Source organism: Pantoea sp. X-Soil-ISGK-259, from assembly GCF_059730705.1.
Map to the genome: position 1 here is coordinate 2,841,414 of NZ_AP035986.1, position 25,201 is coordinate 2,866,614.

The 25,201-nt window shown below is 53.3% G+C and carries 31 protein-coding genes; 1 reads left to right on the forward strand and 30 read right to left on the reverse strand.

Going from position 1 to position 25,201, the window contains the following annotated elements; translation table 11 throughout:
* Positions 1 to 84: 84 nt before the first annotated feature.
* The 29 genes from AC6I77_RS13335 to AC6I77_RS13475 form a co-directional block, all read right to left on the reverse strand.
* Positions 85 to 900 carry a hypothetical protein gene (locus tag AC6I77_RS13335; protein WP_497817012.1) on the reverse strand — a complete coding sequence of 272 codons (816 nt, stop codon included), beginning with the start codon at positions 898 to 900 and terminating at the stop codon, positions 85 to 87.
* A complete protein-coding gene (locus AC6I77_RS13340; protein ID WP_497817013.1) occupies positions 901 to 3,309 on the reverse strand; it encodes a hypothetical protein in 2,409 nt (802 codons plus the stop codon).
* 60 nt (positions 3,310 to 3,369) lie between these two features.
* On the reverse strand, positions 3,370 to 6,975 hold the full coding sequence (locus AC6I77_RS13345; protein ID WP_497817014.1) for a TipJ family phage tail tip protein: 3,606 nt from the start codon (positions 6,973 to 6,975) through the stop codon (positions 3,370 to 3,372).
* Positions 6,976 to 7,031: 56 nt separating this feature from the next.
* Positions 7,032 to 7,655, reverse strand: a complete 624-nt coding sequence (locus tag AC6I77_RS13350; protein WP_497817015.1) for a tail assembly protein — start codon at positions 7,653 to 7,655, stop codon at positions 7,032 to 7,034.
* A complete protein-coding gene (locus AC6I77_RS13355) occupies positions 7,648 to 8,367 on the reverse strand; it encodes a C40 family peptidase (RefSeq protein ID WP_497817016.1) in 720 nt (239 codons plus the stop codon). The genes AC6I77_RS13350 and AC6I77_RS13355 overlap by 8 nt, the downstream gene beginning before the upstream one ends.
* Positions 8,368 to 8,369: 2 nt before the next feature.
* Complete coding sequence (locus AC6I77_RS13360; protein WP_497817017.1) at positions 8,370 to 9,107, reverse strand: phage minor tail protein L; 738 nt, start codon at positions 9,105 to 9,107, stop codon at positions 8,370 to 8,372.
* Between the two features lie 51 nt (positions 9,108 to 9,158).
* Positions 9,159 to 9,500, reverse strand: a complete 342-nt coding sequence (locus tag AC6I77_RS13365) for a phage tail protein (RefSeq protein ID WP_497817018.1) — start codon at positions 9,498 to 9,500, stop codon at positions 9,159 to 9,161.
* 15 nt (positions 9,501 to 9,515) lie between these two features.
* Positions 9,516 to 11,999 (reverse strand): phage tail tape measure protein, encoded by a 2,484-nt coding sequence (locus AC6I77_RS13370; RefSeq protein WP_497817019.1) that lies wholly within the window; start codon positions 11,997 to 11,999, stop codon positions 9,516 to 9,518.
* 21 nt (positions 12,000 to 12,020) lie between these two features.
* Positions 12,021 to 12,191 (reverse strand): phage tail assembly protein T, encoded by a 171-nt coding sequence (locus AC6I77_RS13375; RefSeq protein WP_164913083.1) that lies wholly within the window; start codon positions 12,189 to 12,191, stop codon positions 12,021 to 12,023.
* 5 nt (positions 12,192 to 12,196) lie between these two features.
* The gene (locus tag AC6I77_RS13380; RefSeq protein WP_497817020.1) at positions 12,197 to 12,682 is read right to left on the reverse strand and encodes a phage tail assembly chaperone family protein, TAC; all 486 of its coding nucleotides are present in this window, start codon (positions 12,680 to 12,682) and stop codon (positions 12,197 to 12,199) included.
* A gap of 43 nt (positions 12,683 to 12,725) precedes the next feature.
* Positions 12,726 to 13,229, reverse strand: a complete 504-nt coding sequence (locus AC6I77_RS13385; protein WP_497817021.1) for a phage tail tube protein — start codon at positions 13,227 to 13,229, stop codon at positions 12,726 to 12,728.
* A gap of 54 nt (positions 13,230 to 13,283) precedes the next feature.
* Positions 13,284 to 13,649 carry a DUF3168 domain-containing protein gene (locus AC6I77_RS13390; RefSeq protein WP_497817022.1) on the reverse strand — a complete coding sequence of 122 codons (366 nt, stop codon included), beginning with the start codon at positions 13,647 to 13,649 and terminating at the stop codon, positions 13,284 to 13,286.
* Positions 13,646 to 14,131: an HK97-gp10 family putative phage morphogenesis protein gene (locus AC6I77_RS13395; RefSeq protein ID WP_497817226.1), complete on the reverse strand. Its 486-nt coding sequence runs from the start codon at positions 14,129 to 14,131 to the stop codon at positions 13,646 to 13,648. The genes AC6I77_RS13390 and AC6I77_RS13395 overlap by 4 nt, the downstream gene beginning before the upstream one ends.
* On the reverse strand, positions 14,124 to 14,456 hold the full coding sequence (locus AC6I77_RS13400) for a phage head closure protein (protein ID WP_497817023.1): 333 nt from the start codon (positions 14,454 to 14,456) through the stop codon (positions 14,124 to 14,126). Before AC6I77_RS13400 ends, AC6I77_RS13395 begins: the two co-directional genes overlap by 8 nt.
* A gap of 2 nt (positions 14,457 to 14,458) precedes the next feature.
* Positions 14,459 to 14,677 (reverse strand): hypothetical protein, encoded by a 219-nt coding sequence (locus tag AC6I77_RS13405; protein WP_497817024.1) that lies wholly within the window; start codon positions 14,675 to 14,677, stop codon positions 14,459 to 14,461.
* A 60-nt stretch (positions 14,678 to 14,737) separates the two neighbouring features.
* Entirely contained in the window at positions 14,738 to 15,064 is a 327-nt protein-coding gene (locus AC6I77_RS13410) for a head-tail connector protein (RefSeq protein WP_497817025.1), read from the reverse strand.
* On the reverse strand, positions 15,012 to 15,263 hold the full coding sequence (locus AC6I77_RS13415) for a hypothetical protein (RefSeq protein WP_497817026.1): 252 nt from the start codon (positions 15,261 to 15,263) through the stop codon (positions 15,012 to 15,014). Before AC6I77_RS13415 ends, AC6I77_RS13410 begins: the two co-directional genes overlap by 53 nt.
* 19 nt (positions 15,264 to 15,282) lie before the next feature.
* Positions 15,283 to 16,449 (reverse strand): phage major capsid protein, encoded by a 1,167-nt coding sequence (locus AC6I77_RS13420; RefSeq protein WP_497817027.1) that lies wholly within the window; start codon positions 16,447 to 16,449, stop codon positions 15,283 to 15,285.
* A gap of 11 nt (positions 16,450 to 16,460) precedes the next feature.
* Complete coding sequence (locus tag AC6I77_RS13425; protein ID WP_110330224.1) at positions 16,461 to 17,129, reverse strand: HK97 family phage prohead protease; 669 nt, start codon at positions 17,127 to 17,129, stop codon at positions 16,461 to 16,463.
* 17 nt (positions 17,130 to 17,146) lie between these two features.
* Positions 17,147 to 18,424, reverse strand: coding sequence for a phage portal protein (locus tag AC6I77_RS13430; protein ID WP_497817028.1), 1,278 nt, complete (start codon positions 18,422 to 18,424; stop codon positions 17,147 to 17,149).
* A gap of 1 nt (position 18,425) precedes the next feature.
* Positions 18,426 to 19,958, reverse strand: coding sequence for a terminase large subunit (locus AC6I77_RS13435; protein ID WP_497817029.1), 1,533 nt, complete (start codon positions 19,956 to 19,958; stop codon positions 18,426 to 18,428).
* Positions 19,959 to 19,970: 12 nt separating this feature from the next.
* A complete protein-coding gene (locus tag AC6I77_RS13440) occupies positions 19,971 to 20,405 on the reverse strand; it encodes a hypothetical protein (RefSeq protein WP_110330221.1) in 435 nt (144 codons plus the stop codon).
* Between the two features lie 182 nt (positions 20,406 to 20,587).
* Positions 20,588 to 20,797, reverse strand: a complete 210-nt coding sequence (locus tag AC6I77_RS13445; RefSeq protein WP_497817030.1) for a serine acetyltransferase — start codon at positions 20,795 to 20,797, stop codon at positions 20,588 to 20,590.
* Positions 20,798 to 20,809: 12 nt separating this feature from the next.
* Entirely contained in the window at positions 20,810 to 21,100 is a 291-nt protein-coding gene (locus AC6I77_RS13450) for an HNH endonuclease (RefSeq protein WP_497817031.1), read from the reverse strand.
* Between the two features lie 22 nt (positions 21,101 to 21,122).
* Positions 21,123 to 21,656, reverse strand: a complete 534-nt coding sequence (locus AC6I77_RS13455; protein WP_497817032.1) for a hypothetical protein — start codon at positions 21,654 to 21,656, stop codon at positions 21,123 to 21,125.
* Between the two features lie 92 nt (positions 21,657 to 21,748).
* The gene (gene lysC, locus AC6I77_RS13460; protein WP_446676388.1) at positions 21,749 to 21,976 is read right to left on the reverse strand and encodes an Rz1-like lysis system protein LysC; all 228 of its coding nucleotides are present in this window, start codon (positions 21,974 to 21,976) and stop codon (positions 21,749 to 21,751) included.
* The gene (locus tag AC6I77_RS13465; RefSeq protein ID WP_010246551.1) at positions 21,891 to 22,328 is read right to left on the reverse strand and encodes an Rz lytic protein; all 438 of its coding nucleotides are present in this window, start codon (positions 22,326 to 22,328) and stop codon (positions 21,891 to 21,893) included. The genes lysC and AC6I77_RS13465 overlap by 86 nt, the downstream gene beginning before the upstream one ends.
* Positions 22,316 to 22,948: a glycoside hydrolase family 19 protein gene (locus tag AC6I77_RS13470; RefSeq protein WP_497817033.1), complete on the reverse strand. Its 633-nt coding sequence runs from the start codon at positions 22,946 to 22,948 to the stop codon at positions 22,316 to 22,318. Before AC6I77_RS13470 ends, AC6I77_RS13465 begins: the two co-directional genes overlap by 13 nt.
* Positions 22,932 to 23,294, reverse strand: a complete 363-nt coding sequence (locus AC6I77_RS13475) for a phage holin, lambda family (protein ID WP_083838704.1) — start codon at positions 23,292 to 23,294, stop codon at positions 22,932 to 22,934. The genes AC6I77_RS13470 and AC6I77_RS13475 overlap by 17 nt, the downstream gene beginning before the upstream one ends.
* Positions 23,295 to 23,777: 483 nt before the next feature.
* On the opposite strand from AC6I77_RS13475, the gene AC6I77_RS13480 reads away from it, so the two are divergent.
* A complete protein-coding gene (locus AC6I77_RS13480; RefSeq protein WP_442843597.1) occupies positions 23,778 to 24,788 on the forward strand; it encodes a hypothetical protein in 1,011 nt (336 codons plus the stop codon).
* Between the two features lie 30 nt (positions 24,789 to 24,818).
* On the opposite strand, the gene AC6I77_RS13485 is transcribed toward AC6I77_RS13480, so the two are convergent.
* Entirely contained in the window at positions 24,819 to 25,184 is a 366-nt protein-coding gene (locus AC6I77_RS13485; RefSeq protein WP_442843596.1) for an antiterminator Q family protein, read from the reverse strand.
* Between the last annotated feature and the right edge of the window lie 17 nt (positions 25,185 to 25,201).

The following is a 25,201-nucleotide window of genomic DNA, read 5'->3' on the forward strand; positions in this document are numbered from 1 at the left end:
CCAACCTGCGCGGCTTTTTTTTCATATACAGATGCTATCAGGCTTTAAAAAGCCAGTTCACCCCGGGTTATCATCAGGCCTTCATTATACAAAACGCCCGTTTATTGATGCAGCATCAGTCGCCAGTACCTGCGCAGCGGTCAGCGTCGTGGCCGTCAGGTCATCCTTTCTCACGCGATAAAGCTTCCCTGACCACGCCAGCGGGAAGGAGGCCGACGTTCCGATGTACCTGTTCGTCGGGGCCGCCGGGATGGTGGTGGCAACCGCAGCATACCCTGACGTGTAAACCACCTTCGCGTCGACCCAGACCGTCAGCTGCTGCTGCGTGCCGTCCGCCGTCACCTGCAGTTCAAAAGCCACCTGATGCAGGCTGTTGTCATAAATCGCAGCCAGCGCCGTGGCCAGCCCCGAGTAGTTTTTACCGCGCGCGTAAACGGAAACGGAGGACGGCAGTGCGGCCGCTCCAGGGTTGCTCAGCAACGTCAGCATGGCCGTCGCCGGGGAGTTAATCAGCCCGGTGGCAAAGCTCAGCGTCTGGTTATTACCGCTCGACGCCGTTCCGGCACCGTAGTTCGCCATCTTCAGCCAGGTCGTTAGCAGCCAGTGCTTCTCGTCCGGCTGAGGCGCTGCCGCATCCGGCAGGTTAAACACGTCACCGTTCACGCCGGAGAACACCATTCCCCCGCCCTGGTAGCTGTGCGCCTTCGCGAACGTGGCAACGGAGTCCTCATAAGACAGGCTCTTTATCGCCGCTCCGGCCGCCACGTCTTTTGCGCCCCCCGCCCACGCGCTGGAAACGTCAAACAGCGCCTTTGTGCCCGGATTAATGGACACGTCGCGATAAAGCTTCAGTCCTGTACTCACGGTAACGCCCACTAACTGCTCAATTCTTCCGGCCATTTATAACCACCCTTTATTTTTGATGAACTGATATACAAATTCTGCGTTAACATTTGCGCCCACCTCCAGCGCCATATCCGGCGTGAGCGAGCCTCCGGTACCGCTCAGAGCCTGTGACGGGTGCAGCGCATCGTAGCGAAGCGAGCGCGGCGTCAGGCCCGCAGCCACGTCGGCTACGTCACCGGCTGAGGCCGGATTGGCGTGGTTCAGAAAGTTCTGCCGGATATCCACGCCGTTAATTTCGCAGTAGTACTGCGGATACAGCGCCTTGTAGCGTCGGTTCAGCTCCGTCATCTGCGCGTAACCTGCCGAGCCGGTGCCCTCCGACGCGGAGTTAAACTCGGCCAGCACCACGATTTTTTTGCCGGCATTCTTCACGTTCTCCACCATGGCGGTAAGGTTGCTGATAATCAGCTCCGTTTCGCTCAGGTTGTTTCGCCCAATCCAGAACAGGTTGATGCACTCGTCGTGAAGCTCAAACCGGGTGTCCTTTAGCGTGCTGCCCTGCACGGTCGTGGTGGTGACCGGATAGACGTAAACCGGAACGGCTGCCGCCACGGTGACGGCCTCGCCCGCCGCGTCGCGCGTGAACACCGCGTTCGTTCCGTCCCACGTGAAGACGCCGTCCACCCCCGCCAGCCTGCACGCAAGCGGAACCGGAGAGGCCAGACCGCGCAGCGGACCCGGCACGGCGGGCAGCAGGTTAACCGCACCGCTGGCGGGAATGACGCCGCCCGATGGCGCGTAGTATGACGGTGCGCCCCCCTGCCGTGAGGCAATCGCATCGCTCATCTGTCCCGACAGGCCGAAGTTACAGGTGGGCACGCCGGACAGCTCGTAAAGCCGCTTCAGGAACGCGCCGTTGTTGATAAAGGAGTGTCCCCAGCCCACTATCCGTGGCCTGCCAGTGTAGGCGTGCGCCCTGAAGTCAGGCGCTCTGGCAAAGAAGAGGCCGCCGGGAGGCGGGTCGGCGCGGTCCGACTGCCACACGATGCCGTCCAGCCCGTCCGGGCGGGGTGCGGTCTCGTTGCTGGTTCCCGCCGTCACCTGCTGCTGCTGCCCTGTCTCCGCGTTCATGACGCTGACCTGATATGTGCCGGCGGCGTCGGCCTGTGACCACGGAGTGAACGGATTGACTTTCTGCGGCGTGATGTCCTGTGATTTCTCATAGGCCACGTCCCAGTGAGCAGACCGGGTCAGGTAGTCCCCCAGGTCAAACAGGATATTTTTCTGCCCGTCGGTCAGGACATATGCCTTCGGGTTAAATTCATATTCAGACGACGAAGAGGAAAAGCGCGTGGTTTCACTGAGCGCTGTCAGGTTTGCCTTATCTGCTGAAGGCAGCATGCCACCCGCATCCAGCGGAACACCGTTGATAAACAGCGCCGGATAGTTCCCGGCCAGCAGGCTGAATTCCTGCCCCCCCTTCGTGTAGCGCATGACGTTCCCCTGGCTGTCGAGCGTGACCGTGTCGTACCGGGGGCCAAAGGCATACTCGCCGTCGTTGTCCAGGCTGCGGTAAGTGGTGGTCTGGTTCAGGCTCTGCACGTTCTCCTTATCGGGCGCAGCAAGGATACCCGCCGGGTCAAGCGGCTCCCCGCCCACCTCCAGAGACGTGGCCTTCAGAACAGGAAAAGATGACGCCAGCAAAAAATACTGTTGTCCGCCCGAGGTGTAAGACAGGATATTATTCTGGCTGTCAATCAGGGCCGTATCGAACGGAAGTGCGAGGTCGAACTCCCCTGCTGCGCCGCCCTTAAACACAGTGGACTGACTCAGGGGCGCGAGGCTTCTCACCGATTCATATGCGGGCAGGCTGCGCCCCGTGGCGACCAGCACACCCGCATTATTGACGTATTCATCCGCCAGCAAAAGACTGTCCTGGCTGCGCACGTAGGTGGCGGCCCCGTCCGGAATGTTCGCCATATCCGCCTGCGCTGCAGCCAGCGTCATATACTGCCGGCTGAGCGGGACAAGATTTTTCAGCGGGTCTTCCACCGTATCGACCAGTTTTGCAATATGTCCCCAGCTTGGCCCTGTGAACTCGGTCCGGTCAGGGCGTGTGACTGTTACCGAGGGGTCGTCACTGTAAATTTTCTGCCAGTTCTGAAAATCCAGGATACGGCCACGCGCTACCTGCCCGAAATCATTAATGACCTTCTGTGTGATAGCGACCTGCATCAGGGCAGGTACTGCAGTCCAGGCCAGACCGGAAACAGACGGACCGTCAAAGGGTTCTGCGAGTATAATCTTCAGGTCTGAGGTAACCTCAGATGCCACTATCGTATAAGGCGCATCCCCTGCCGTGACATACACGAAATCCCCAGGCTTCAGTTCTGACAAAAAAAAGGTTCCGGTCCCCGTAACGGTCACAGAGCCGTTAGTTAATGCAATAGTGCCTGCTGGCATGCTTTTCTCCGGGCAATAAAAAAGCCCGGCTCAATGGCCGGGCTGATGGGTTAATGGTTATCAGGTATGGAACTGGTTGGCTGTCGGGGCGGCGAAGATCTGCGCGGACCAGCTGGTATTCTCGTGTTGCCCCTGATTGAGAGCGCCCGCACTGAGCCTGACGTTGACCGGATCCGTTCCGATATCAAAGGAAAAAGTGTACTCGGATAACTGATTAGTCCCTTCCCCGCCTAAGTCATAGCTGACGAGAGGCGATATTTCCTGCGTTCTGCCGTCAGAAAACTGCACGACGACCTTTGACGCGTTCTGACTATTATTCCTTTGCCTGAGGATACGCCCGCTTATTGTCATGCTGACGTCACCGCGTCCTGCCGTACCGTCCCAGTAAATCACGCTGCTGGCGTTGGTCGTTCTGTGGTAGAAACTGAAGCTTTTTGCCTGCATCAGCGGTCCGTTGATGCGGTTGGCATTAAGCGTTCCTTTGATGGTGCAGTTCTCATTGATGAGGACGTTATCGAGCTCCCCTTCGCTCGCATAAATCTTCCCGCGAACGGTGACGCCGGAGAACTCAGCCGTACCATTTTTGCCAATATGCCAGCCGGTCTGCCCTGGAATGTAGCCATCAGACTCGATGTAGTCGCCAATCATGGCGTTGGTAATCCAGGCCTCACCAATGAAGGCCTGATTAATCAGCACCTGACCGTCTTTAATTATGAAAGGAGAAAAAAGCGTACTGCCGCTGCCGCTGATCACCACAAACTGATTCGCATTCACGGCAAAACGGGTGTCAACCTGCGTACCGTTCACCACGGCCGCCACGGAAATACCCGCATCGTATTTCGTGCCGTTGTAATTCAGACCCATCTTCATCGTCCAGATGGCAGAGGGGCCGCTGGCATCCGCATAGGCAGTAAACTTCTCCTGAATCACCGCTTCCTGCTCTTCAAATTTTGCCGCCACGTCCTTTTCGGTCTGGGCAAGGGCGCTGGTCGCATCCACGGCAATCTTCCTCGCCTCGATAATGCCGGCGCGGTTTTTACCGTAGTTGCTCCACTGCTGATCCACGTCGTCGTAACTGGCAAGGATGGTTTCCGCCAGCAGCTGCGGATCGGTAATCAGTGGTGCCATCAGCGCTTTTCCGTCAGGGGTCTTGAGATATTTTTCCAGCGTGTCCTGAATCAGCGCGTTGGCATCGATGTTGCTGGCACCGGCAACATACCCTGTCCAGTCACCCGTATTCCCAATTCGGTCCACCAGCCGGGCGCGGTACCAGCGGCGAACACCAGCGGGCATTGGCCCATGCTGATAACTGACGCCGGGGTACGGCACATAAGCCAGAAGCTGAGGATTCTGGCCGTCAGCGGTAGTAGCAACCTGAACCTCAGTATACGAAGTGTCTCCTGAGCCATCAGGGAATGCCCAGGTGACATCAATCGCCCACACAACGTTATCAGTGGCACAGAGGTTAACCGGCGTGCCCGGCTTACCTGCTTTGCCACTGAGTGAGGTGGAGTCAGCGTAACCCCACGGTGACGAAACCTCTGCCGCATTGACAGCACGCACCCGGACATCATAGACGCCAGTGTAAATACCCTGAATGCTGAAGCCCTGAGCGCTGGTGACCGCGACGTTAATCCAGTCGCCTTTGTCTTTACGCCACTGAGCCACGTAGCTGATAGCGCCTTCAACGCGGTCCCACGTCACCTGCATTGATGAAACTGACAGCCCCTGCTCAACAAAGCTGACTTCACTTATTTTGATGCTGGCCGGTGCCTTAAGCACGCTGATGGGCGTGACCGTAATTGGCGCAGGCTCAATGCGCACGCCATCGTCAATGTAGCGGTACTTATTCGGATCGTGCTGTACGCCGGTAATTGTAAAGGTGCCGTCATCGTTTCCAGCAACAGAAGTAACGCGGAAGTACTGAATTGCCAGATTATTGCTGTCGATAGCCCATACAGTCCCCGCCACCGGCGTAATGCGAAAAGTTGTATTCACGCTGACCGTTTTCTTATCGGCGCTGATGCTGCCAATTGTGCGGGTCTGTGCGGTACCGTCCGGCAGGTTTACAACCAACCTGTCACCGGCAGCATAATCAACGGCACGGTCCAGCGTGATGCGCAATCCATTCACCGAACTGATGCGCCCGCCGTTCTGCTTGCCGCTGCGGAACGGGTCAGCCACGCCGATAATCTCAGCCGGGATCGGAATGTAACCGTCCAGGCCAACGCCGAATGAAACCGTGCCATCTTTTGCATTAGACAGAATGGCCCAGCGCCCACGCCGGTGCGCCTCGCTCTGGGACGTGCAACCGATAGCGGTGAGGCTCATCTCGCGCACATCATAGCGCTGAACCAGGTCTGAGTCGTAAACGCCTTCAACCGTGTCTGAATAGTGGTTAATCGGGTCGGACCAGCTCACCTGACAGGACGAATAACGGTTTTTATAGCTGCCACCGGCATACGTAAACAGCCCGTCAATGACGTTTGCCGCGTGGTAAACGAAATCGACGTCAACGTTGCCGTCTGAATCAACCTGCGGCACATCTGCATTCACGAAAATCTGGCTGTTGCCCCAGAACGTAATGCCACGAAAGATCGCCGCAATATCTTTCAGAACCGTATAAGCATCCTGCTGGCTTTGTATAAAGACGTTACAGGTAAAGCGCGGCTCAGTGCCACCCGCGCCGTCTGACACCGGCTGGTCGCAATACTGTGAAATACTGTACAGCTCCCACTTGTCGATCATAGTGGCATCGACACGTGTCCCCATGCCGAAGATTTTATCCAGCACCAGGTCATAAAAAATCCATGCCGGGTTATTGGTATAGGCATATTTAAAATCACCCTGCCATGTTCCCGCATGGGTACGCGAAACCGGGTCATATGTCGTCGGCACGCGAACCATCCGCCCTTTCGGCTTGCAGGTGACCTTGGGTGCCTGACCGCTGAACTGGCTGGCATCGACTTCAATATAGAGCAGTGCGGTGTTTGGATAGCGCAGCTTACTGTCGATAATCTCAGCGAATGAGAATACCTTAAAAGCGTTAACCAGCTTTGACGATGTTGAATCAGCGGTGATGCGACGCACCCGGACAGACCAGCCGGATGTCGCTTTTGGTAAATCGATGCGGTGATCGCGCTGATATTCAGAGGTGGTTTTACCATTGAAGCTGCCATTAACAACGGTGACCCATGAGCTGCCGTCTGTTGAAAGGTCAATAGCGTACTGCGTCACGGTACCTACCATGTCGCCATTGTCTTTATACTGATACTGCACCGGCAGGCTCAGCTTGATGCGAACGGCGTCGAGCGTCAGGTTTGAGAACTGGCGCGTCCAGGCGACAGCCTGCGTGACGGCAACGCCGACTGACAGTTCATTATCTACTTCGGGCATGCCCTGAATATAGGTCTGGTCCTGCGTTCCCCTGCGCCAGTCCCACACGACACCGGTAAAGTTATAGGTGCCGTCTTCGTTCGCCAGCTGCGTATCATTCAGGTAAATCTGCTGTGCGGTTAAATCGCCCTGAATCTCACCCTCAGAGATCGCCAGCAACATTTTTAATTTGGCGATAGACAGCAGGTCGTCTGGTTGCTCTACCGGAGTATGGGCGCTGCCGCCGCCACCTTTACTGCCATGAATCACGGCACCTTCGAGAAGTCGCATATTTCACCCATAAAAAAAGCCACCCAAAGGTGGCCTGATAATTAATCCCTAACTGATTACTGCTGATCGCTGGTAAAGCTGCCCGCACTGATGACCGCGCCGCCAATTTCCCGCGTCCCGTAAAGCACCGGCACCGGATAACCCATGGCAACGGTATTCACCGGCGCACCAAACGCATAGTTCGGCTTGTTGTCCGTGCTGGATGAGGCACCCACGTTAAGCTTGGGCTGTGGCGTCAGCATCTGTACGACCCCGCCCAGCAGCATACTGATACCGATACTGGTCAGTGCTGTGGTAGCCAGGCCAACGGCGGTCGTGGTGCCGATAGCCGCACCATATGCAGCCAGTGACGCGCCCGCGGTGAAGAATGCAGCCACAATCGCGACGGCACCGATGATAATCTGTAGCGTACCGCCGCGCTTTGAGCCTTCCAGCACCGGCTCCATCTGAAACTCAGTCGCCGCTGAGGACATATCGAATTCCTGCAGGCCGATATTGTCTTTGCCGCTGAAGAAGGCAAACCGGATATTATTGAGGTGGGCGTTTGACACGAATTTTTTGAAACCCGGCACCTGTGAGCACATCGCCCGCAGCAGCTCACGCAAATCCGCGACGTGAAACTGGTGAACCGGTCCAAACATTTTTGCCATTCGGCCTTTGAGTCGCATGGTTTTAAGCATCCATCAGCTCCTTTCTGCGCACGACACGCACGGTACGGTTACGCCAGTATTCCCCATAGGGCACCCGTGTAGACAGGCTCCCGGCGTTATGATGAAGAATGATGTTATTGCCCAGATAGATTGCGGCGTGGTTCGTTACCGGGGCGCTGATGCGCATCATGATCATGTCGCCCTCACGCATCTCCGCTGGCTCAACCTCCACAAACCCCTCTGACTGCCAGTTGTCGTCATACAGGTTTTCTTTGCCGTTTACCCACCACTCATAGTCAACAGACCAGTTCTTCAGGGTGATGCCGTGCTCACGCTGGTACCAGTCCATGATGAGTGTCCAGCAGTCATTGCTGCCTATAAGCCAGGGGCGGCCGGTGTAGTCGCGGTCAGTACGCGGGCTGATAGTGCAGAAGTCGCCGTCCGGCCACGACATGATGCCCCACTCAACGCCGGAGAAGTCGCACTGCACCCTGTCATGCTCTGACGGGATGAGCTGCGGCACATCGGGGTGTGAATGGATAACCATCAGAATATCGCCCTGCGCTTCAGCAGTCCGCTTATCCTCCGGCGACAGCGTAAAATGCTCTGTCGGCGTGTCAGCGATATTCCGGCAGGGGATGTAATTCTGGGTCCGGCCTGACTGAATGACCAGCCCGCATGCCTCTTTCGGGTATTCGGCGGCAACGTGCTCGCGTATCGCCTCAAGAATCTTTTTGCGCATCGTTATTTCCCCTGCAGGTTTGCAGCCGGGAACCCGCCGAACGGCAGCGGCTGGTCATCGCCAAGTCGTGCTTTGCAGTCTGCCATACGCCCGCCGCACACGTCTTTTGACGGGTCGCTGGTCGCCGTGCCGTCTTTGGTGAAATACCGGTTGCCTGCATAATCACAGCCGGTGCCGGTGCGGTACCAGCCACGCATGCACCAGGTGCAGACAGGCGTTATCTGACGTGATGGCAGCTGCAGGCTCTGGATATCAAACGGTGAGCAGAGCTCGAAATCCACCTGAGCGCGTGTCTCGGAGGTTTTCGCATTCACATAGAACAGCTGAACGCGTTCCTCCTGCGGATTGGCGTTTGGGTTGCCTGCCGTCCAGTTTGACGCATCGAGATACTTTGCCAGCGTGGTGTGGATACGCACCTTCGCTTTCACCATGTCGTCAAACTGCAGGCACAGCGCGGTAACATAGTTGCCCACGTTGCCGACAGAAAGCTTTGGCGTCGGCTGTGAACCGGTACTGCTCATTTCCATGCCGGTCAGCTCATAGGGGTGCGGATCGTACTCATTGCCCTGCCAGATGATTGACGGCAGGTTTTCCGCTGCGAAAGACTTCCAGCCTTCAGTCGGCAGGTTATACGCATGAAAGCGCAGCACGGTATCAAGACCGAAAGCAGTACCGTCTATCTCAATCAGCTGGACCAGACTCCCCGGCTCCAGCGCCTGAATGTCCTGGTTAAAACTCATTTTTCACCCAATAAAAAAGGGCGCTGAGCGCCCTGTTGTTATCGTGACATGTCACGGTGCGAAAGCCTGTTCGAAGGTAAAACTGATTTCCACGAAGTTGCCGTTAATGAAGGCGGGTCGGATTGAATCAGACTTAACGCGGTAAAGCTTTTTCTCTCCCCACGGATTGACCCACCAGCAGGAGGCGGTGACGTGTGCTTTGAGAAAAGCCCTCACAGTCGCCATTTCAGCTTTGCTGCCGCTGCAGGTTACCGGCCAGGACTCGCGCTGATCGTTGATCCCGACACCAGCCACCTGCTTATAGCCTTCACCGAACTGGGCCTGAAGCGTGGCAACGTTGACCTCCTCAGTTGCCCCCGTTCTGACGCACCAGCTAAAAGTATCAGTCGTCATTTTTCACCATGAATGTTATCCGCCGCGATAAAGTATGCCACCAGGCAGTATTGCTTTCTTAAGTTCGGTAGACAGAACCGTCTGGATCATGCTCTGCAGCTGTCGGGCAGTATTAGCCGTGTTGGCGCTGCTGGTTTCACCAGCTCCGCCGCCCTCAACCGTGACAGGTGCGCTGACAGAAATAGATGTACCGCCGCTGCCACCGCCATTACCTATCGCACGCACACCGAGTGACCCATCTGCCGCTCGCGTCAGCGGCATAATCGCTTCAGGACCCGCCTCGCCCATCAGACCAGCACCTTTAGCGAAGGCAAACAGCGTCGGAGAACTGACAACCGAACCGCTGTACTGGCTCAGGTCATGGGACTCATAGACCCCACCTTTAGCGTTAAGAGTCAGGTTGTTGTAGGAGCCACTGCTGAATGAGTTATTCGCTGTGCCACCGCCAGCCGATGCAGCGCCAACAGCAGCGCCACCCACAGAACTGACAATGCCACTCACCAGATTGACCGCGGCCATCTGCAGAGCAACTTTGGCGATCATGCTGAGCACCGATGAAGCCCAGTCCTTCCAGCTGGCTTTGTTCCCCATCAGCATGGATGAAACGTTATCCAGAGCACTGTCCATGGAGCTGCTGACGATGCTTGCCGCTGATGCCGAATAGTTTGATGACGTATCCAGCCAGTTCGCCAGCCCGTCACTCACGCCGCCCATCCAGTCAGACTGCATGGCATCCATGCTTTTGTAATAGTCCTCCTGAATTTTCAGGCGGTCGCTCATGGCGCTGCTGATGGCACTGGTTTCACGTTCATAGAGCGATTTAGTAATGTCACCAGACTGATACTGCGTCTGCAGCTCACGCTGCTGATCAAGGTACTCCCGCTCGATGCTGAGGCGTTCCTTCATGCGCTGGCGCTCTTTATCCCCCTGACCGGCCCCCTGAACGTCAATATTCAGCGATGACTTCGCGTTGCTGTTCTGCGCCTGCAGGTTGGCAACGAATGCCGCTATTTTGGCATTTTCCTCGTTCGCCTTTTTAACCGCATTCAGCCGGTCAACTTCCTGCGCCAGAAACTCCAGACGCTTCTGCTGTGTGGCGTTTAGCCCCTGCAGTTTGCCGTCAGCAATATCAAACTGAAGCTTCTGCTGCTCGGTCACAACCGCCGTCTTTTTGCCGGTTGTGTCAATCAGCTCAATCTGGCGCATATAACCGCGCTCAGTCGCTTTGAAAGCAGACTCCAGCTTTGCAGCTGCAGTATCTTTTTTCACTTTCGCCGGCTTACCGTTTGTTTCTCCCTTATCAAGCCCGAAGTCCAGCAGTGAAGAAGCTGTACCCGGCGTGACGTCGGGTGACACTTTGATGTCTTTGGGCTGATTATTCAGCTCAGCCAGGCGGCCGGTGAGTGTGGCAATTTCTTCAGACACCGCTTTAACGCTGTCGTCCTTGCCCATGATCCAGCCCAGAAAGGTCTGGCTGCCATCGTACATGCCGTTGCCGCGACCTTTTGTCGTGCTGTTCAGGTAGTCAATGCGGGCCTGAATCTGGTCTGGATTATCCATATCCACGCGATTACCCAGCGCGGCCATTCTGTTACCGGAAGCGGATGCCAGCTTACCTGCGCCCGCCGCAGCCTTAATCAGCCATCCGGCAAGCTGTGCCACCTGACTTACCAGGTCGGCGATACCCTGCAGAACCTGTGGATCGGTCAGTACATCATGAATGTCTGAGAGAGAATTATTCAGCGGGCTCAGGTCAACGTGCGCCAGCCCGGCTGCAATCTCCATCTTCAGCCCTTTTACCTGCGCCTCCATATCCTGAAACAGGGTGTTGACCTTAATCAGATCATCAATGGATTGCGGGTCAGGCGCGACGCCATAATCTTTCGCCAGCTGAATGAACTGGGTCAGCTTTGCGTTGTTGTTGTCGAATAGTGGAAGAAGTTTTGAAAGGTCATTGCCCAGGCTTTCAAGGATGGTGACCTTGCCTGCGTTGGTGCTGATTTTGCCCAGCGCTTCGCCAATCGCCAGTAACTGCTTGTCCGGTGATACCTTCGACAGCTTATCAGCAGACAGGCCAAGCGAGTTAAGTGCATCAACGGCCTCACCTGACTTGTTCAGTACTGCATCACCGATTTTATCGCTGAGATCCTTGAAGATGTCAGCCATGTTGTCACCGGAGATACCGGCTTTCTCTGCCGCGAACTGCCAGGCAAGAAGCTCCTGCGTGGACATCTTCAGCGACTTCGCCCACTGGTCTGTGGCATTCACCTGTTCAGACGTTGATTTAAGCAAAGCGAAACCAGCTGTGCCCGCCGCGAGCGCTGCCGCCTGAACCGCGCCGCCTACTGAGAGCAGTGCGGCAGAGCTGGCCGCAGCATCTTTCTGGACTTGTTTAGCCCACTTTTCAGAGGCACGCTCAGCCTTATCCATGCCTGAAACGAAGCCGCCCACTTTAGCGACCAGGTCAATCGTCAGCGTGCCAAGTGATTTTGAAGCCATAAACTCTCCGTCTGGCGGCCATTATCCCCAGCTGGTCATGGCTTCATTAAGTGAAATCGGCTCATCAGCAGCAGTGACTTTTGTGAAGTGCAGCGTGAAGTCAGTCGGGCTGAACGGCGGCGTTTTCGCATCACGGTTCACGTTAGCGATGATGCTTGCCACAACCCCTGCGCCCCACTCGGTGCGCATCATGGGGTTCAGGCTTCCGTAACGTTCCCGGTATTTTGCCCAGAGCTGCGACTCTTTGAAGGTGAGCGTCTCACGCGCTTCTGCGATGGTGCGCCCGCCGATGCCGTTGAGGACGAGCTCGCACCAGAATTCGTCTTCGGCGCTGAGCTCGAAGTCTTTCCCAGATCGTTAACTTCCTGAATGGCCACCAGCAGCGCAATGGTCAGCGCACCGTCGAGAGAGCCCCGCTCCGGGTCAGCTTCACCGGTGATGTCAGCCGGGGTGAATACGGGCTTGCCAGACTCATCACAGATTGATGCTGCAATGCGGCCTGCCACCCCATCCACTTTACCGCCCATCGCCAGCACATCAGACGTGGCGGTGTGATAGCCCATCGGACGCACATACACGGTCGCGGTAAACTCTTTGTCGCCCTGCTTCCAGCTGATTTCTTTTTCGACCGGACGCCCGGTAAAGGCACCGGCGTTTTTCAGCGTATCGAGTGTCAATTTCATCGTTTATTCCGTTAATAAATCAGGGGCAGAATCGCCCCTGAAATCAGGCAGAGGCAGCGGCTTTAGGCACCCATACAGCAGAGCCAGAACGCTGAATGGAAGCAGAAGAAGAGACGACCGTGTTGGCAGCGAAATCAAAAGGGAAGTCGGAGACATAACCTTTGAACACAAACCATGTGCGGCTGTCAGGCAGCGTCAGCCCATCTACTGCACCAGCAGCGTCAGCAGCAGCGGCAGCTGGCGAAGCGGTTCCATCTGACCAGCCAATAGCAAAAGTCAGGTCCTGATCATCTTCAGCATCAGAAATAGACAGGTTATAAAGCATGATGTGACTGGTGTTTTTTGGGTCCGCATTCAGCGTCAGGGACGCCGCACCCGGCGTGCGCAGACCACGCTTATAGGTCCGGTCCAGTCGCTCGGAAAGACAGGTATCTTCAATCTGGTCGGCAGGGTTACTGCCGGGTGAAAATGCAGTAATGCACTCAATTTCGCTCACCGCGCCTTTTGCGAGCACAAAAAGCTGTGTGCCTTGCGTCAGTACAGACATTGTTATCTCCGGTTATAAAAAAACCGGCACAGGGCCGGTGGGTGAATAGTTCAGTTAGCGCGGCACTATCCAGTCAACATCGAATGAATAGCGATATCGCCTGGTTAAATTGTCGCGGGTTTGATCGCCCCATCGGGTGATGTAGGCGTGGGACTCGATGGCATCACGCAACGCTGCGGCCACAGCAATTACTTCTTCAGGTGTGTCAGCATAAACATCAACCTGGAGCGTGAACGTATCCGCATCGGGTCGCTGAGACAGGTAATTCTCCGGCTCACCAGTAATGTTCTGCCAGACAGCATAGGGATAAATAACATCGTCATCCTGCTGACCAAACGGATACAGGCGCAGGCTTTCACCACCAATCAAAGAGTTAACTTCAGGACTGGCGCTACATACGGGAAAAATGGGTGCTATCACGGTGACTGCCCTTTCTTGCGGGCGCGTTTAATTGCCCGGTCAATTGCCAGTTCGTACTCGGTGCCAAAAGTATTAACGACCTGATCGATACTGCTTTCGGCAGCCGGACGCATAAATGGCTGCGCCTTCATTTTTTCCGTGCCGAATTCAAGCAGTCGCCAGTGGGGAGTAGGTGCATTCACACTTTTGTCGGGATGTTTTTGCAGAACCGCGCCGTGCGCAACGCCAATGCGAAACCCGAGGTTTCCCGTCTGTTTGAACAGCCTTCCGTTCCAGCGAAGCGCAACGTTATTCGCGATACTCCTGCCCGTTGACGTATCGTCCAGCTGCCGGGCGTTGGCTCTGGCTTTGTCAGCAATAACATTTCCGGCACGACGCAGTGCGGCCCTGCCACCCTTTCGCCTGAGGTCATCGCTGATTTCACTCAGCTTGCCCAGCAGTGAATCCATGCCCGTCAGGTTAAAATCAACGCCATCAGCCATCATTTACGCCCTCTGAGCACGGAAGCGTCAGGTAATCACGACCGCTTTTATCGTCAGCCAGAACACCTTCAATGTTATAGATTTTCCCGGCATAAACGATGCGATGCTTCGGTGTCACATCGCTGCGAAAGCGAATGGTGATACGTGTGGTCACTTCACTCTGTGTGGCTTGTGCCGCGACAAACTCGCGCGCAGACAGCGGGGCAACCTCCGCCCACAGCTTTGCTGTTTCCTGCCAGGAATTAACGACAGATCCCGTTGAAGGGTTCTGGGTTTTGACGGGTTTTTGAAGCGAGACGCGATGACGTAATTTTCCGGCCTGCATAATTACCTCTTAGCCGCCCCGCTAAGATACGTCGGCGCTGGCATATCATCGTCAGAAACGTCAATGACTGACTGATAAACGACAGCAGCAAGTGCCTCATTTGATTCAGCCAGGCGGTTTATTGCTTCGCTCTGAGACCTCATCCCCTCCGCTACCAGATGAAGACTCTCTGCCAGCTTCTCCAGCGTGGTCGCCAGCAGGCTTTCCTGTAATTCTTTCATTAGCGAGTGCCACCATTTTTTTAAGCCATTCGCGGCGCTTCTGGCATCCTGAACAGGCCATCAGTGCCACTTACGGTGCCGGTATAACAACGCCTCCACACCAAACGGGATTTCAGACAGGCTCTGCCCGCTTGCTTCACGGTTTGCATAGTAATGACCGATAAGCAGCAGCATCGCCTGCCATATTCCGGAAGAAAAAAGAACCTCACGCGGAGGTTCATCGTTCTCATCAGGAGGCGTAAGCTGTACAACCAGAGAGCCGTCACAGTAATGCTCGACGAAGTCAACTGACGCTGCGGCATACCCCTTAATCAGGTCGTCTTCATCATCGTGATCAACTCTCAGGTGCGTCTTTATCTGCGCCATCTGCTGCGGGCTTATTTCCACCTTTGACCACCTTCTTTGCAGGCCTGGACGAATTCTCGTCTGATGAGGCATCTTCCAGCGCTTCAGCCAGGTGCAGCCCGACAAGAGCCTCACCGATTTCTTTTTTAACCACCTTAATCTCGCCCTGAGAAACAGTGCCGAGATGAAAGTGTGAGAACATACGCAGGGCTTTAATCTTCATGTCTGCAAACGCGGCCATTGCTGACCGCGCCCTTCAGTTATGCGCCGCCAGCGGCAACGGTGATATCGCCGGTCACAATGGCGGCAGGACGATAGTGCGCAAGCGCCAGACGCTCTTCACACAGAATGGTCAGCATATTTTTCACAAAGTTATCGCGATCCTGATTGCTGATTTCAACGGTAGCGTCCATGCGGTCCCACACCTGAGAAGCCAGGCCAAACGCGCCGACTGTGAATTTACCTGCTGTCTGAGCGGTCGTTGAAACAACCGGCAGACCCCAAAGCACTTTCGAAGCGAAAGCCTGAGGACCTCCGAGGATATAGTTGCCGTTGGCATCCTTCAGCAGCGCGATGCGGTGCCAGTCAGCCGGGTTAAGCACGATACCGTCCGCTTCAAACTCGCTCAGCGACACCTGATAAATAGCGTGCGCCAGAACGTCAGCTCCGGTATCACCGGTGGCATTGAGTGCCGCTTCATAGTCGTTAGCGACCACGTTCAGCCCCTGAAGGTTGTCACCGGTGCCGTCACCGTTAAGCATCTGATTTTCTTCAACCAGCGCCAGACCGTACATCATGCGGGAGTTGATGTAAGACTGCAGGGCGGGCGCATCATCCATAATCTGACGTGATGCCTGAATCCAGTGCGCGATGGTTTTCACGTTCGCGGTTTCTTTAGTAAAGGTGATGTTGCTCTCAGGCTTCAGCGTGCCTTCAGCTACCGGCGCAGCCGCATTGGTAAATACGTTCTCACGCACATATTCAAGGGCATTGCTGGAGATGCGGCCCTGTGACAGCAGGTCACGAACTGTCAGACGACGCAGGCCAGGCATAAGAATGCCCGGATTCTGCTGTGGCTGAACGAGGCTACCGGCAGAGGTACTGCCGGAACCGATCGCCTTATCAAAGCTGGTCACTTTTGCTTTGGTACGTGAGCCATCCCAGCCTTTGATCAGGTCTTCAGAGACACGCTCGGCAAATGACTTCTGAGCGGTCTGATCAGGTGAGTTGCCTGCCAGCTTCTGCTCAAGATCAAACAGACGGGTGCCAGTGGTCTTCAGCTCGTCCTGTGCTTTTGCCAGGTCAGTCTGAAGCTGCTGGTTAATCTGGCCGTTTTCGTTGATGGATTTACGCTGTTCTTCGATGAGCTGTTTCACTTCTTTCTGTGAATTCTCAATCGCTTTTTCAAGAGTGGCTAATTCAGACATGTAATGCTCCGTTATGCGTTCCGCAGGTTAGCGGCAAAGGAAGTTATGCGCTGTGCAAGCGCGTCAATGTCGCCGCTATCGGACTCGCTCCGACCTGCGGACTTAACACTGGCAAGAAATGCCTGTGCTTCTGCACGCGAAAGCCCTGCTGAATCCCTCAGGAAAGCTTCCGCGTCTCGAATGGTTTTGATTGTTTCGATGCTCTTCATGGCAGACACGCCAGCAAGCTCGTTAGCCGGGAAGGTGCAGACACTTATCTCCCGTAAATAGGAGATGTTTTTAAAGATCATTCCCGTAGTACCGATGCTGTAATCGTCTTTTGATACGGAAAATCCGACTGACATACCTTCAACGGTGCCGTGCTGCATCGCGGCTTTAAGATCAGATGAAGCGCTCAGGCCCGGCGTTAACTGACCTCTGACAAAAAGCCCTTTTTCATCCTCTTCAAGCGTCTCCCACTTACCAACCGGCACTTCAAAAGTGCGGTGATTAAAGAACATCGCCACCTTGCGGCTTTGCGTGGCCAGCGTGTTTTTGAAAGCGCCGGGAAGAATGATGTCGCCGTCAGAATCAGTGTTGTTAAACACAGAGGCGTAGCCTTCAAAAATTCCCTGACTGCCATCGCCTGCAAACTTGATTTCCGCCTGGTTAAAGGACAGCGTTTTCTGAATGTCCGGCATTTAAGCCCCCATAAAAATTAAGCCCCGTCAGTGCGGGGCTTAGTGTTTGTGCCGAGGTCGGTAATGGGTATATTTTGTGACTGGCGGGTTGCCACATCACCGCCGGGGATAGGCGGCAGGTTGTCCAGCCTTCGAACTTCGTTCACCGTGCGGATGCCGGTATTAACCATGATCTGCATGAAGGTGGCGCGACTGGCAGAATCACCGCGCAGCAGGCCATCCAGATTGTGCTCGGCATGAATCCTGCCCTGCTCAGCATCTTTGACCAGCCATCGCTCAATGCTGTATTCCCAGCGATCCAGATAGGGTTTCAGCGTGTACTGCAGAAACCCCAGATTCTGCTGCTCAATCCCGCTGCCCCACGAGGTGGATTTATCAACATCCCCGACCAGATGCGGGGGAACGCCGTAAAATCTCGCCAGCTCTGCCACCTGAAACTTACGTGCCGCCAGAATTTCTGAATCCTGAGGAGAAACGCCAATTGACTGAGTGGTAAAGCCGCTTTCCAGAATCCAGAGACGCTTTTTAACCGGGCCACCAGCGATCTCTTTAAAGTTTTCCTCCAGCTGCCCGCGCTGCTCTTTGGTCAGCACCTTACCGTCAGTCATCAGTATCTGCGGGGACTTGGCACCGTTGGCGAAGAACTCACGCTGATTATCTTCCATCGCTATTGCAACGCCGGCCGATTTCGCACTGAAGGCCAGAGGCGACAGGCCAACCAGACCATTGAAGCCAAAACCTTTCAGATGGAAGATTTCTTTAGTCCTGAACTCGGCATATTCGCTGTCACGCTTGTAGCGGTAAATAACGGTTTTACCGTTATCGCTCAGGCGCACATCCATATTGGCACTCATCAGCGGAACCATGCTGATCACATCGCCCACGCTGTTTCGCTCAACATGGGCGTATGCATTTCCATACGCGCAGAGCTGCATTGTCATGGCCTCGCGAAACTCAAGCGCCGTCATGAAGTTGTTGGGCCTGAATCTCAGCAGTCTCGCCAGCGGGTTGTCATTTCCAACCTTCTTTCGCTGGTCGCTTACCGTTTCGAATACGTCCAGAGGGAGGGAAGCCGTTACTGTGGAAATTAAGCGGATACAGGCCCACACGGTGCTGATCTGCATATTGCGTTCGTCGGTAACAACAGAATCCCCCACCACGCCGTGTGCGGACGTTCCTGCCATCTGTGAACCACTATCTGGGGTCACCAGACGTCCACCGGTCAGGATGGAGGCCATGCGTGCCCAGAAAGGCGACCGCGTTCGCAGGTCAATGCTGTAATCGGTATCTGCCATTTTAAACGCTCAAAAAGTTATAGATGAAGTCGTCAACGTCGCCCTGCTCTTCCACCTCATCACTGTTCTGCGCACCAATCGACATCGCCAGCGCAACCATGCCATCTATTCTTCCGCTGGATTTACCCTTAACAAACTTGCGGTTGCCTGCGGGATCGGTGATGACAGTTGCGTTTTTGGCGCACATTTCCAGAATCGGGTGGTTACCATGCTTCAGTTGAGCGCCAAGAAGTTTTGTTTCCAGTTCGCGCAACGCGGGAGACATAGAAACAAACCCCTGACCAAACTCCACAAATCGCTCAAGCTCAGATTCGGTAAACCCGGCATCAATCAGATGCGGGCGAAGGAAGCGCATGTTGTAGCGGTCAAAAGCGATTGCCCTGACGTTGCAGTTGTCAAAAAGCTTTCTCAGCTCTTTTGCGATAAAGGCATACTCAATAGCCTTGCCCGGTGTCGTGTTCAGGTAGCCCTGTTTCGCCCATATATCGTATGGCACTCGGTCGTTACGGGCCTTGTCAGCCAGCCCTTCAGCAGGGAGCCAGAACTTACTGTGAACATCACCTTTGGCAGAAGTCAGTACCAGCGCCGTCAGGTCAGACACGCTCGACAGGTCCAGACCGCCCCAGACGGTGACCCCGTTCAGATCATCAGGCTCTTCTTTGTTCATGTGCCAGACGGTCTGGCTGACAAAGGGGCTTTTAGCCTCGACACGCCGGTTGAGTACTAGGTTTTCAAATTCAGCCTGTCGTGACGGCAGGCGTTTGGCACTTGCGGCCATGTCCAGCACTTCCTGCTGATTCATGAAGACATCAAAGGCGGGATTGGCTAAACGGATTGCCTCAACTGAGAACGGGTCAATATCTTCGGGTGCGGTATCTATCCTGACCACAGTTCGCGGGTCAGCGCCGGTCAGTCCGTCATCAATCAGCAGGCTGAGCAGATCACTGGCGTCCGGTGCCTGCGTACTGATAATGATGGATATAGGGTTTTCCTGAGCTGCTGTCGCGGTCTCCAGCGCCTCATACAAAGGATCACGTGGACCACGAACCTGACCCAGCTCATCATGGGCAACGAAACGCGGCGAAAAACCATATGCCGTGGTTGCCTCTGCGCTGAGGGCGCGATAATAGGAACCGAGGTCCGGACAATGAATCTCTTTTACTGAGTCTTTTATGGCAACGTACTGCATGAGCACAGGGTTCATGCGACACATTTTTGATGCCAGATTAAAGAGGATTGCTGCCTGATCGCGGGAGCGGGCTGCAGAATAAAGCTGTGAGTTATGGGCGGCTTCAGGCCCTACAAGGTAGAGCAGCATCAGCATGGCAGTTTCAACAGTTTTGGCGTTCTTACGCCCCCTGGTGATAATGCCGCGCCGGGTACCGTGAACGTTATCGAAAATCGCCCTGAAGTCATCCTTCATAAAAGGGGCCATCTTCAGCGGCTGACCTACAAACTTTCCTTCAGGGATAAGGATGTGCTTTTCACACCAGGCAATATTTCTTTCAGCTCTTGTCAGAGTTTTTTTAACCATCAGCTAAGAGCCTCAGTCAATCTCCCAGGGCTTTTTGTCTCGCGCAAGATTGTTGTTTGCACGGCCCACCGTTTTAGGATCGGCGGTTGCCTGCCGGGTAATTCTGAGCCGGGTTGCCAGAGATGATGCAGAGCGGACTTCCCGTTCACGCATTGTGAGCAGTTTGTCATAGCGCTTCAGGCCGTCTTCACGCGACAGCCATTCAAGCTCGAACTCGTCAATCTGCATTGTCAGCAATCGCGACTGAACGACATGGCGGCAGTACATTTCCATCATGTCACGGTGTGTTTCTGTAAACGAACTTGCCGGGTTGTCATTTACCAGTCTGACCCACACGTTAATCTCTGGGTCGCTGAGATGAATTGACGGCTGCAACCTGCTTTCAGCCAGAGCTGGCAGCGAGACAGCAGACGTCGCAGCCAGAGACTTTCTGCCTCGCTGTGCCATTACTTTTTCCTTTTTTTCTGGACGTTTTTAAAAAAGAAACTGAGGGCGCGGTCTTTAAGGTTTTGCTGCCAGAGTTTTGTCCCTCCCCCCCGTGCCTGCCATAAGGATAATGATAATAGTTATCAAATGGGCATCAGAGCGCCGACTTGGTGTCATCGGCTGACTTCAAATGCTAATGATTATCACTTCTCAATGATTTGCAGGTTCTCGCGTGACAGACTGGCAGGTACCAAGCTCTTGCCGATACCAATCGGAATTGACATGCTGACCGATGGCATAGTCTCGCCCACTTCATGACTGAACCCGATGGCCGTAACCGAATTGAACTGAATGCCGTCGATACTGAACTCAATCAGCTTGCCATCTCTATATTCAATCTTGAGGTCTTTCATTCATTTCTTCCGTTACCAGATAACGCGGCCATCATCGTCGAACTCAGTCACTGTTCCGCCATTCTCCAGACGCTGCTTCACTGAGTCATGGCAACGTTTGCAAAGTGACTGGAGATTGTCGGGATCATGGAATAGCGCAGCATCGCCTTTATGTGGAGTGATGTGGTCAACTATGGATGCTGAGATAACTTGATTGCGCTTGAGGTGGAACTCGCAAAGCGGTTGCTTCTGGAGCTGGTGATAGCGAAGGCGATACCAGCGCTTAGAGTTATAGAGGTTATGCCAGGGTGAATTTGATGCCATCTTCACTCCATTAAAATAAATACTAAACTTTCAAAAATTCAACCTTACCACTAAGTTCCAGAAGAATTTTATTCAACTCTATATCAAATTCCTCCCCAGATCGTAACACATCATTCTTTAATTTAATTTTATCATCAACCCTTCCACTCTGAGCCTTGAAGAAAGCGTCATTTGCAGGCTTTAGTAAGCCCCTGCACTTTGTGATCTTTTTAAAAAGGTCAGGGAAGTATATTCCTGATGTAGACTGCACAGCTAACCAATCATCTTCATTATGTAGCTCGTTATTTCTTTTGTTCAGTTCCGATAACACCATAGAGCCATCTATAAGCATTATATAATTCATGTGAACGCTAAATATTGTTGACTGCCACTTCAATAGTGCCAAGTATAAACGCTCACACTTTTCAATCTTTAACCTTTCCTTTTCTTTTTTGATGTCTAAATCGGCTTGTATTTCCAATCTTTTCTCACTTGCTTTATTTGTAATATAACTTGCAACCAATGCTGAGAAAGATGAAATTAAAGCGACGATTATTGTAACCCAAATGCTTACCATGATTTATCCAGTTTTAAGAAGTCATTATTTCATAATAGTTATGCTAATTAATCATTTCAAGTATTGTTCGTTAATGTACTACTGCAATCCGGCTATTTACTTTCCAGCTTGCGGATAGCCGCGCGATCAATGTTGCACTGCCCCAGAGCGCCGTATAACTCAGCATTGAGGCTTACGCTGTCACCGAACGTCATGTTCTGCGACGGCGCTGGCACGTCAATCTGACTGGTCAGTTCAGCCGGAAGGCTTAGCTGTGGCTGCTTTACTGTCCGGTACTCCACCAGCGGCTTTTGCTGCGTCCCGCAGCCTGTCAGCAGCATCAGGGGGAACAGGAGCAACAGCACACTTGTCCGCCGCAAGGTAACGCTTAATTTCATTCTGTAGTTTCCGGTTCTGCTGGGCTGTAACGGCGCGCTGCTCTGTGACCTGACTCATCACTTCGTTTTGCTGTTTAACGGCTGTTACCAGCTCAGTAACGCTTGATGCCAGACCATCGTTCTTAGAGCGCAGATCATTAATCTGCTCGTCTTTGCTGTTTGCCAGCTTCTCAAGCCTGTCGTTCGTTGCCTTCAGCTGTGAGTTACTGGCGTTCAGCCCCCACAGCGCGACGCAGATAAGGCCGATGATGACTAGGCCTGAATTGTTTCGGATAAAGCCGATTACGTTGAACATAGAATCCCCTTAGATTTTGATAAGCGGGATTTCCGGTCGTCCAGACCATTGGTGCCACCGTTAATGATTCTGGTGATGCGGATAACATCATCAGAGTCAGCCAATTCGTTAAGGCCGTTATTTTTCCACCATGCCGCAGCAGACATCGCCGCAAAGCGATAGCCCAGCAACAAATCAGGATTCGCCACCACGTCAGCGCCCAGCTGTTTCACCAGTGCTGCATAGTTGGCTTTGCCGGTAATCTGAATCAGTCCACGACCGCGATAGCGGTAACCATCTCCCGAAGCCACATCACCATTACCATTACGGTTTGCGTAAATGATGCTGGCGATCATCTTCTGGTTAGCCGCATGCATCGCATTACGACCATAGGCCCGAGCCTGTTCAGCGGTGATGCGCTTACCAAACATTGCCGTCAGCGCGTTCTCGCTATAGTTCAGCCCTTCTTCCACCTTCAGGAACCCGGCTGACTCATGCCCCGTCTGCGCCAAAAAGTGGGCCTGCCTTAATGGCGTGCTTATCTGGAAGGCTGAGAGGCTTGCCGCTATATGAGGAAACCATGCATCACGCAGCGCATTACTCACGCCGGTCGCAAGCTGAAAACTACTGGCTGTCAGCATTACTGTCTCCCAATCGCTTATCTATCTGGCGGCGAATCCTTGTTGATATGTAATCCACACCGAGGAAGCCAAGGAACACCGCAGCAACCCGCGTAATGTCCTCACTAAAGTGCCAGTTGAACGCCGAACCAATCACCTGCAGGCTTGGTTGCAGGAAGAAGGCGAAGACGCTGCACATCGCAGCATCAAGCAGGCGGCGTGACCATGCGTCTTTACCAACGTATGTGGCTCTTAGAATCGCCATGACTCCGGCAAGACCCGCATAGCCGGTTTCGTTTTTGTGGGCATAAAGCCAGGCGATCAGGCTTGCCCAGAACCCAACGTCTTTATCCGGCATGCGTTTCATCCTCACCTCCGTTAATTGGCAGGTGCTGTCAGTAGTCATAAGAAAGATGCGCAACACCACGGTGTCAAAAGTGTGTGTGGAGACTGATTGGTGTGCGCAAAAACGAAAAAAGGCCGCTCTGTGGCGACCTCTTTGTGTAGGAACCCTGACGCGATAGCGGTAATAGCCTTGCCCGTCGGCAACAGGGTTAATTATTTATACCTTGCAGGAGATGATTAAAAACCATCCCCTCAAGGTTATGCGGCCAAAAAAAACCTCCAGGCTGGTGAGGCCCGAGGCGCTTTGACATCCACATTTAGAACTGACTTTCAGCAGATAAGCAGTACTGCGTAGTGACGACTCTTATCACAGTACACATGTTTTTGCGGACCGCGATAGTGATTTTTTTATCGTTTTGATTTATTTTCATGCTCACAGCTAATAAATACAAAGAAGAGTTTAGTCAGCGCTAAGTTGTCCTAAACTCAAATCGAGGGATTTTCATTGGATGAGAAACAATTCGTTATTGAGTCAGAGAAGCAAGCCTTTGATTTAATTCAAGAATATTTAAATGGCAGTAATTTACCTGAAGATATCACTTTCAGCGGTTGGCCTAACTTAACAATAAGACTTACTGGCGAAAAATTTAACAAATCACTGACCCCTTCTGTAATGAAAGGGTTTGTAGAAATGCAGTCTCAAATCAACAAGTCTTATGCTTTAGCTAAATACGGCTTACCCGATGTCCGTAAACTTACAAAAGAAGAGCTTGATGCTTTAGAGATTGAAGTTACAGTTGAGCAGGGTTCTTCCCTTGTTGAAATCAACATTGATGGATTTTTGACAAAGCTCACACAGGAACTAGCAGGAAAAATGACTGGCACAGAAATTGTTATCACTGTACTTGGTGCCGCCGTGATATGGGGCGGTGTGACTGCCTTTAAGCGTTTCCTGGAATACAGGAAAGATACGCGCATGGCAGAAATTGCCAAAGATGGCGATAAAGAAAGCCTTCGCACCATGCAATCTATGAGTCAGGAAGAAACAAAGCGGCTGCGAGTTATTTCTGAAATGATTGCTCAGAAGCCTTTGTTAGATAACATGGATCGCATGTCCTATGATGCCAAAACGCAAATGGTTAAGTCATTTGTTCGCTCAGATACTGCTGAAATTGATGGAGTAACTATTGATTCTGCAACTGCTAAAGAGTTGGTTACCAACGCGCGACGCCGTTCAGTAGAAATGAGGATTGATGGCGTTTATCGTATCGAAGAAGTAAACAACACTGATCCTGAATGCTTCAAGGTCAAAGTGAGGCGTATTGATTCTGATCAGCGATTAACCTGTGTTGTACAGGATGTATTCCTTGATGAGTCAGGTAACAAAGAAGCGCTTCAAAAAGCAGAATGGGAACGCAAGCCAGTACATCTCAGCATCAACGCTAAACACGTTGATGGCGATATAAAATCTGCAGTTATCCTATTTGTTAAAGATGTTGAAAAAAAGCCCGAGTAATCGGGCTTAATTTATTGAATTTTAATAATTTTAATCGTCCATTTCTAGGCGAGTATCAAGCCAAGCCAAACACCCTTCAAGAAAACCCTCAGCCATCTGAACTCGTATTCTGATCATCTTTTCATCACACTTGGCACGCTGAGCTAACTTTCGTTTTGAGATGTTGTAAAAGTAGTGGAGCACAATTAATTCATGTTCGTCTGGACGTCGAGTGCGAAGCTTTGCAAGGCATGACTCGATAACAAGCCCATCATCATCACAGCATGAAAGGGTTAATTTGGAATTTTGCGGTAACAACCCTTTAAACCCAGCTGCAACAGGGGAGTAATCGACCCCACTGTTTTCAGAACGCGCCCATCCCGCCCAGCGCTCTAATACCTGTGACATGTCACGCATATTTAATCCTCTCCACA

What these genes read in the sequence shown, in the direction of transcription:
- AC6I77_RS13380 (WP_497817020.1), bottom strand. Translation starts at nt 12,682, where the DNA reads ATGAAATTGACACTCGATACGCTGAAAAACGCCGGTGCCTTTACCGGG.
- AC6I77_RS13450 (WP_497817031.1), bottom strand. Translation starts at nt 21,100, where the DNA reads ATGGCATCAAATTCACCCTGGCATAACCTCTATAACTCTAAGCGCTGG.
- AC6I77_RS13420 (WP_497817027.1), bottom strand. Translation starts at nt 16,449, where the DNA reads ATGTCTGAATTAGCCACTCTTGAAAAAGCGATTGAGAATTCACAGAAA.
- AC6I77_RS13365 (WP_497817018.1), bottom strand. Translation starts at nt 9,500, where the DNA reads ATGACGACTGATACTTTTAGCTGGTGCGTCAGAACGGGGGCAACTGAG.
- AC6I77_RS13350 (WP_497817015.1), bottom strand. Translation starts at nt 7,655, where the DNA reads ATGCTTAAAACCATGCGACTCAAAGGCCGAATGGCAAAAATGTTTGGA.
- AC6I77_RS13475 (WP_083838704.1), bottom strand. Translation starts at nt 23,294, where the DNA reads ATGAAACGCATGCCGGATAAAGACGTTGGGTTCTGGGCAAGCCTGATC.
- AC6I77_RS13425 (WP_110330224.1), bottom strand. Translation starts at nt 17,129, where the DNA reads ATGCCGGACATTCAGAAAACGCTGTCCTTTAACCAGGCGGAAATCAAG.
- AC6I77_RS13440 (WP_110330221.1), bottom strand. Translation starts at nt 20,405, where the DNA reads ATGGCACAGCGAGGCAGAAAGTCTCTGGCTGCGACGTCTGCTGTCTCG.
- AC6I77_RS13345 (WP_497817014.1), bottom strand. Translation starts at nt 6,975, where the DNA reads ATGCGACTTCTCGAAGGTGCCGTGATTCATGGCAGTAAAGGTGGCGGC.
- AC6I77_RS13465 (WP_010246551.1), bottom strand. Translation starts at nt 22,328, where the DNA reads ATGTTCAACGTAATCGGCTTTATCCGAAACAATTCAGGCCTAGTCATC.
- AC6I77_RS13370 (WP_497817019.1), bottom strand. Translation starts at nt 11,999, where the DNA reads ATGGCTTCAAAATCACTTGGCACGCTGACGATTGACCTGGTCGCTAAA.
- AC6I77_RS13485 (WP_442843596.1), bottom strand. Translation starts at nt 25,184, where the DNA reads ATGCGTGACATGTCACAGGTATTAGAGCGCTGGGCGGGATGGGCGCGT.
- AC6I77_RS13335 (WP_497817012.1), bottom strand. Translation starts at nt 900, where the DNA reads ATGGCCGGAAGAATTGAGCAGTTAGTGGGCGTTACCGTGAGTACAGGA.
- AC6I77_RS13445 (WP_497817030.1), bottom strand. Translation starts at nt 20,797, where the DNA reads ATGAAAGACCTCAAGATTGAATATAGAGATGGCAAGCTGATTGAGTTC.
- AC6I77_RS13405 (WP_497817024.1), bottom strand. Translation starts at nt 14,677, where the DNA reads ATGAAAGAATTACAGGAAAGCCTGCTGGCGACCACGCTGGAGAAGCTG.
- AC6I77_RS13435 (WP_497817029.1), bottom strand. Translation starts at nt 19,958, where the DNA reads ATGGTTAAAAAAACTCTGACAAGAGCTGAAAGAAATATTGCCTGGTGT.
- AC6I77_RS13355 (WP_497817016.1), bottom strand. Translation starts at nt 8,367, where the DNA reads ATGCGCAAAAAGATTCTTGAGGCGATACGCGAGCACGTTGCCGCCGAA.
- AC6I77_RS13430 (WP_497817028.1), bottom strand. Translation starts at nt 18,424, where the DNA reads ATGGCAGATACCGATTACAGCATTGACCTGCGAACGCGGTCGCCTTTC.
- AC6I77_RS13385 (WP_497817021.1), bottom strand. Translation starts at nt 13,229, where the DNA reads ATGTCTGTACTGACGCAAGGCACACAGCTTTTTGTGCTCGCAAAAGGC.
- lysC (WP_446676388.1), bottom strand. Translation starts at nt 21,976, where the DNA reads ATGCTGCTGACAGGCTGCGGGACGCAGCAAAAGCCGCTGGTGGAGTAC.
- AC6I77_RS13395 (WP_497817226.1), bottom strand. Translation starts at nt 14,131, where the DNA reads ATGGCTGATGGCGTTGATTTTAACCTGACGGGCATGGATTCACTGCTG.
- AC6I77_RS13360 (WP_497817017.1), bottom strand. Translation starts at nt 9,107, where the DNA reads ATGAGTTTTAACCAGGACATTCAGGCGCTGGAGCCGGGGAGTCTGGTC.
- AC6I77_RS13415 (WP_497817026.1), bottom strand. Translation starts at nt 15,263, where the DNA reads ATGGCCGCGTTTGCAGACATGAAGATTAAAGCCCTGCGTATGTTCTCA.
- AC6I77_RS13375 (WP_164913083.1), bottom strand. Translation starts at nt 12,191, where the DNA reads ATGATGCGCACCGAGTGGGGCGCAGGGGTTGTGGCAAGCATCATCGCT.
- AC6I77_RS13400 (WP_497817023.1), bottom strand. Translation starts at nt 14,456, where the DNA reads ATGCAGGCCGGAAAATTACGTCATCGCGTCTCGCTTCAAAAACCCGTC.
- AC6I77_RS13455 (WP_497817032.1), bottom strand. Translation starts at nt 21,656, where the DNA reads ATGGTAAGCATTTGGGTTACAATAATCGTCGCTTTAATTTCATCTTTC.
- AC6I77_RS13470 (WP_497817033.1), bottom strand. Translation starts at nt 22,948, where the DNA reads ATGCTGACAGCCAGTAGTTTTCAGCTTGCGACCGGCGTGAGTAATGCG.
- AC6I77_RS13340 (WP_497817013.1), bottom strand. Translation starts at nt 3,309, where the DNA reads ATGCCAGCAGGCACTATTGCATTAACTAACGGCTCTGTGACCGTTACG.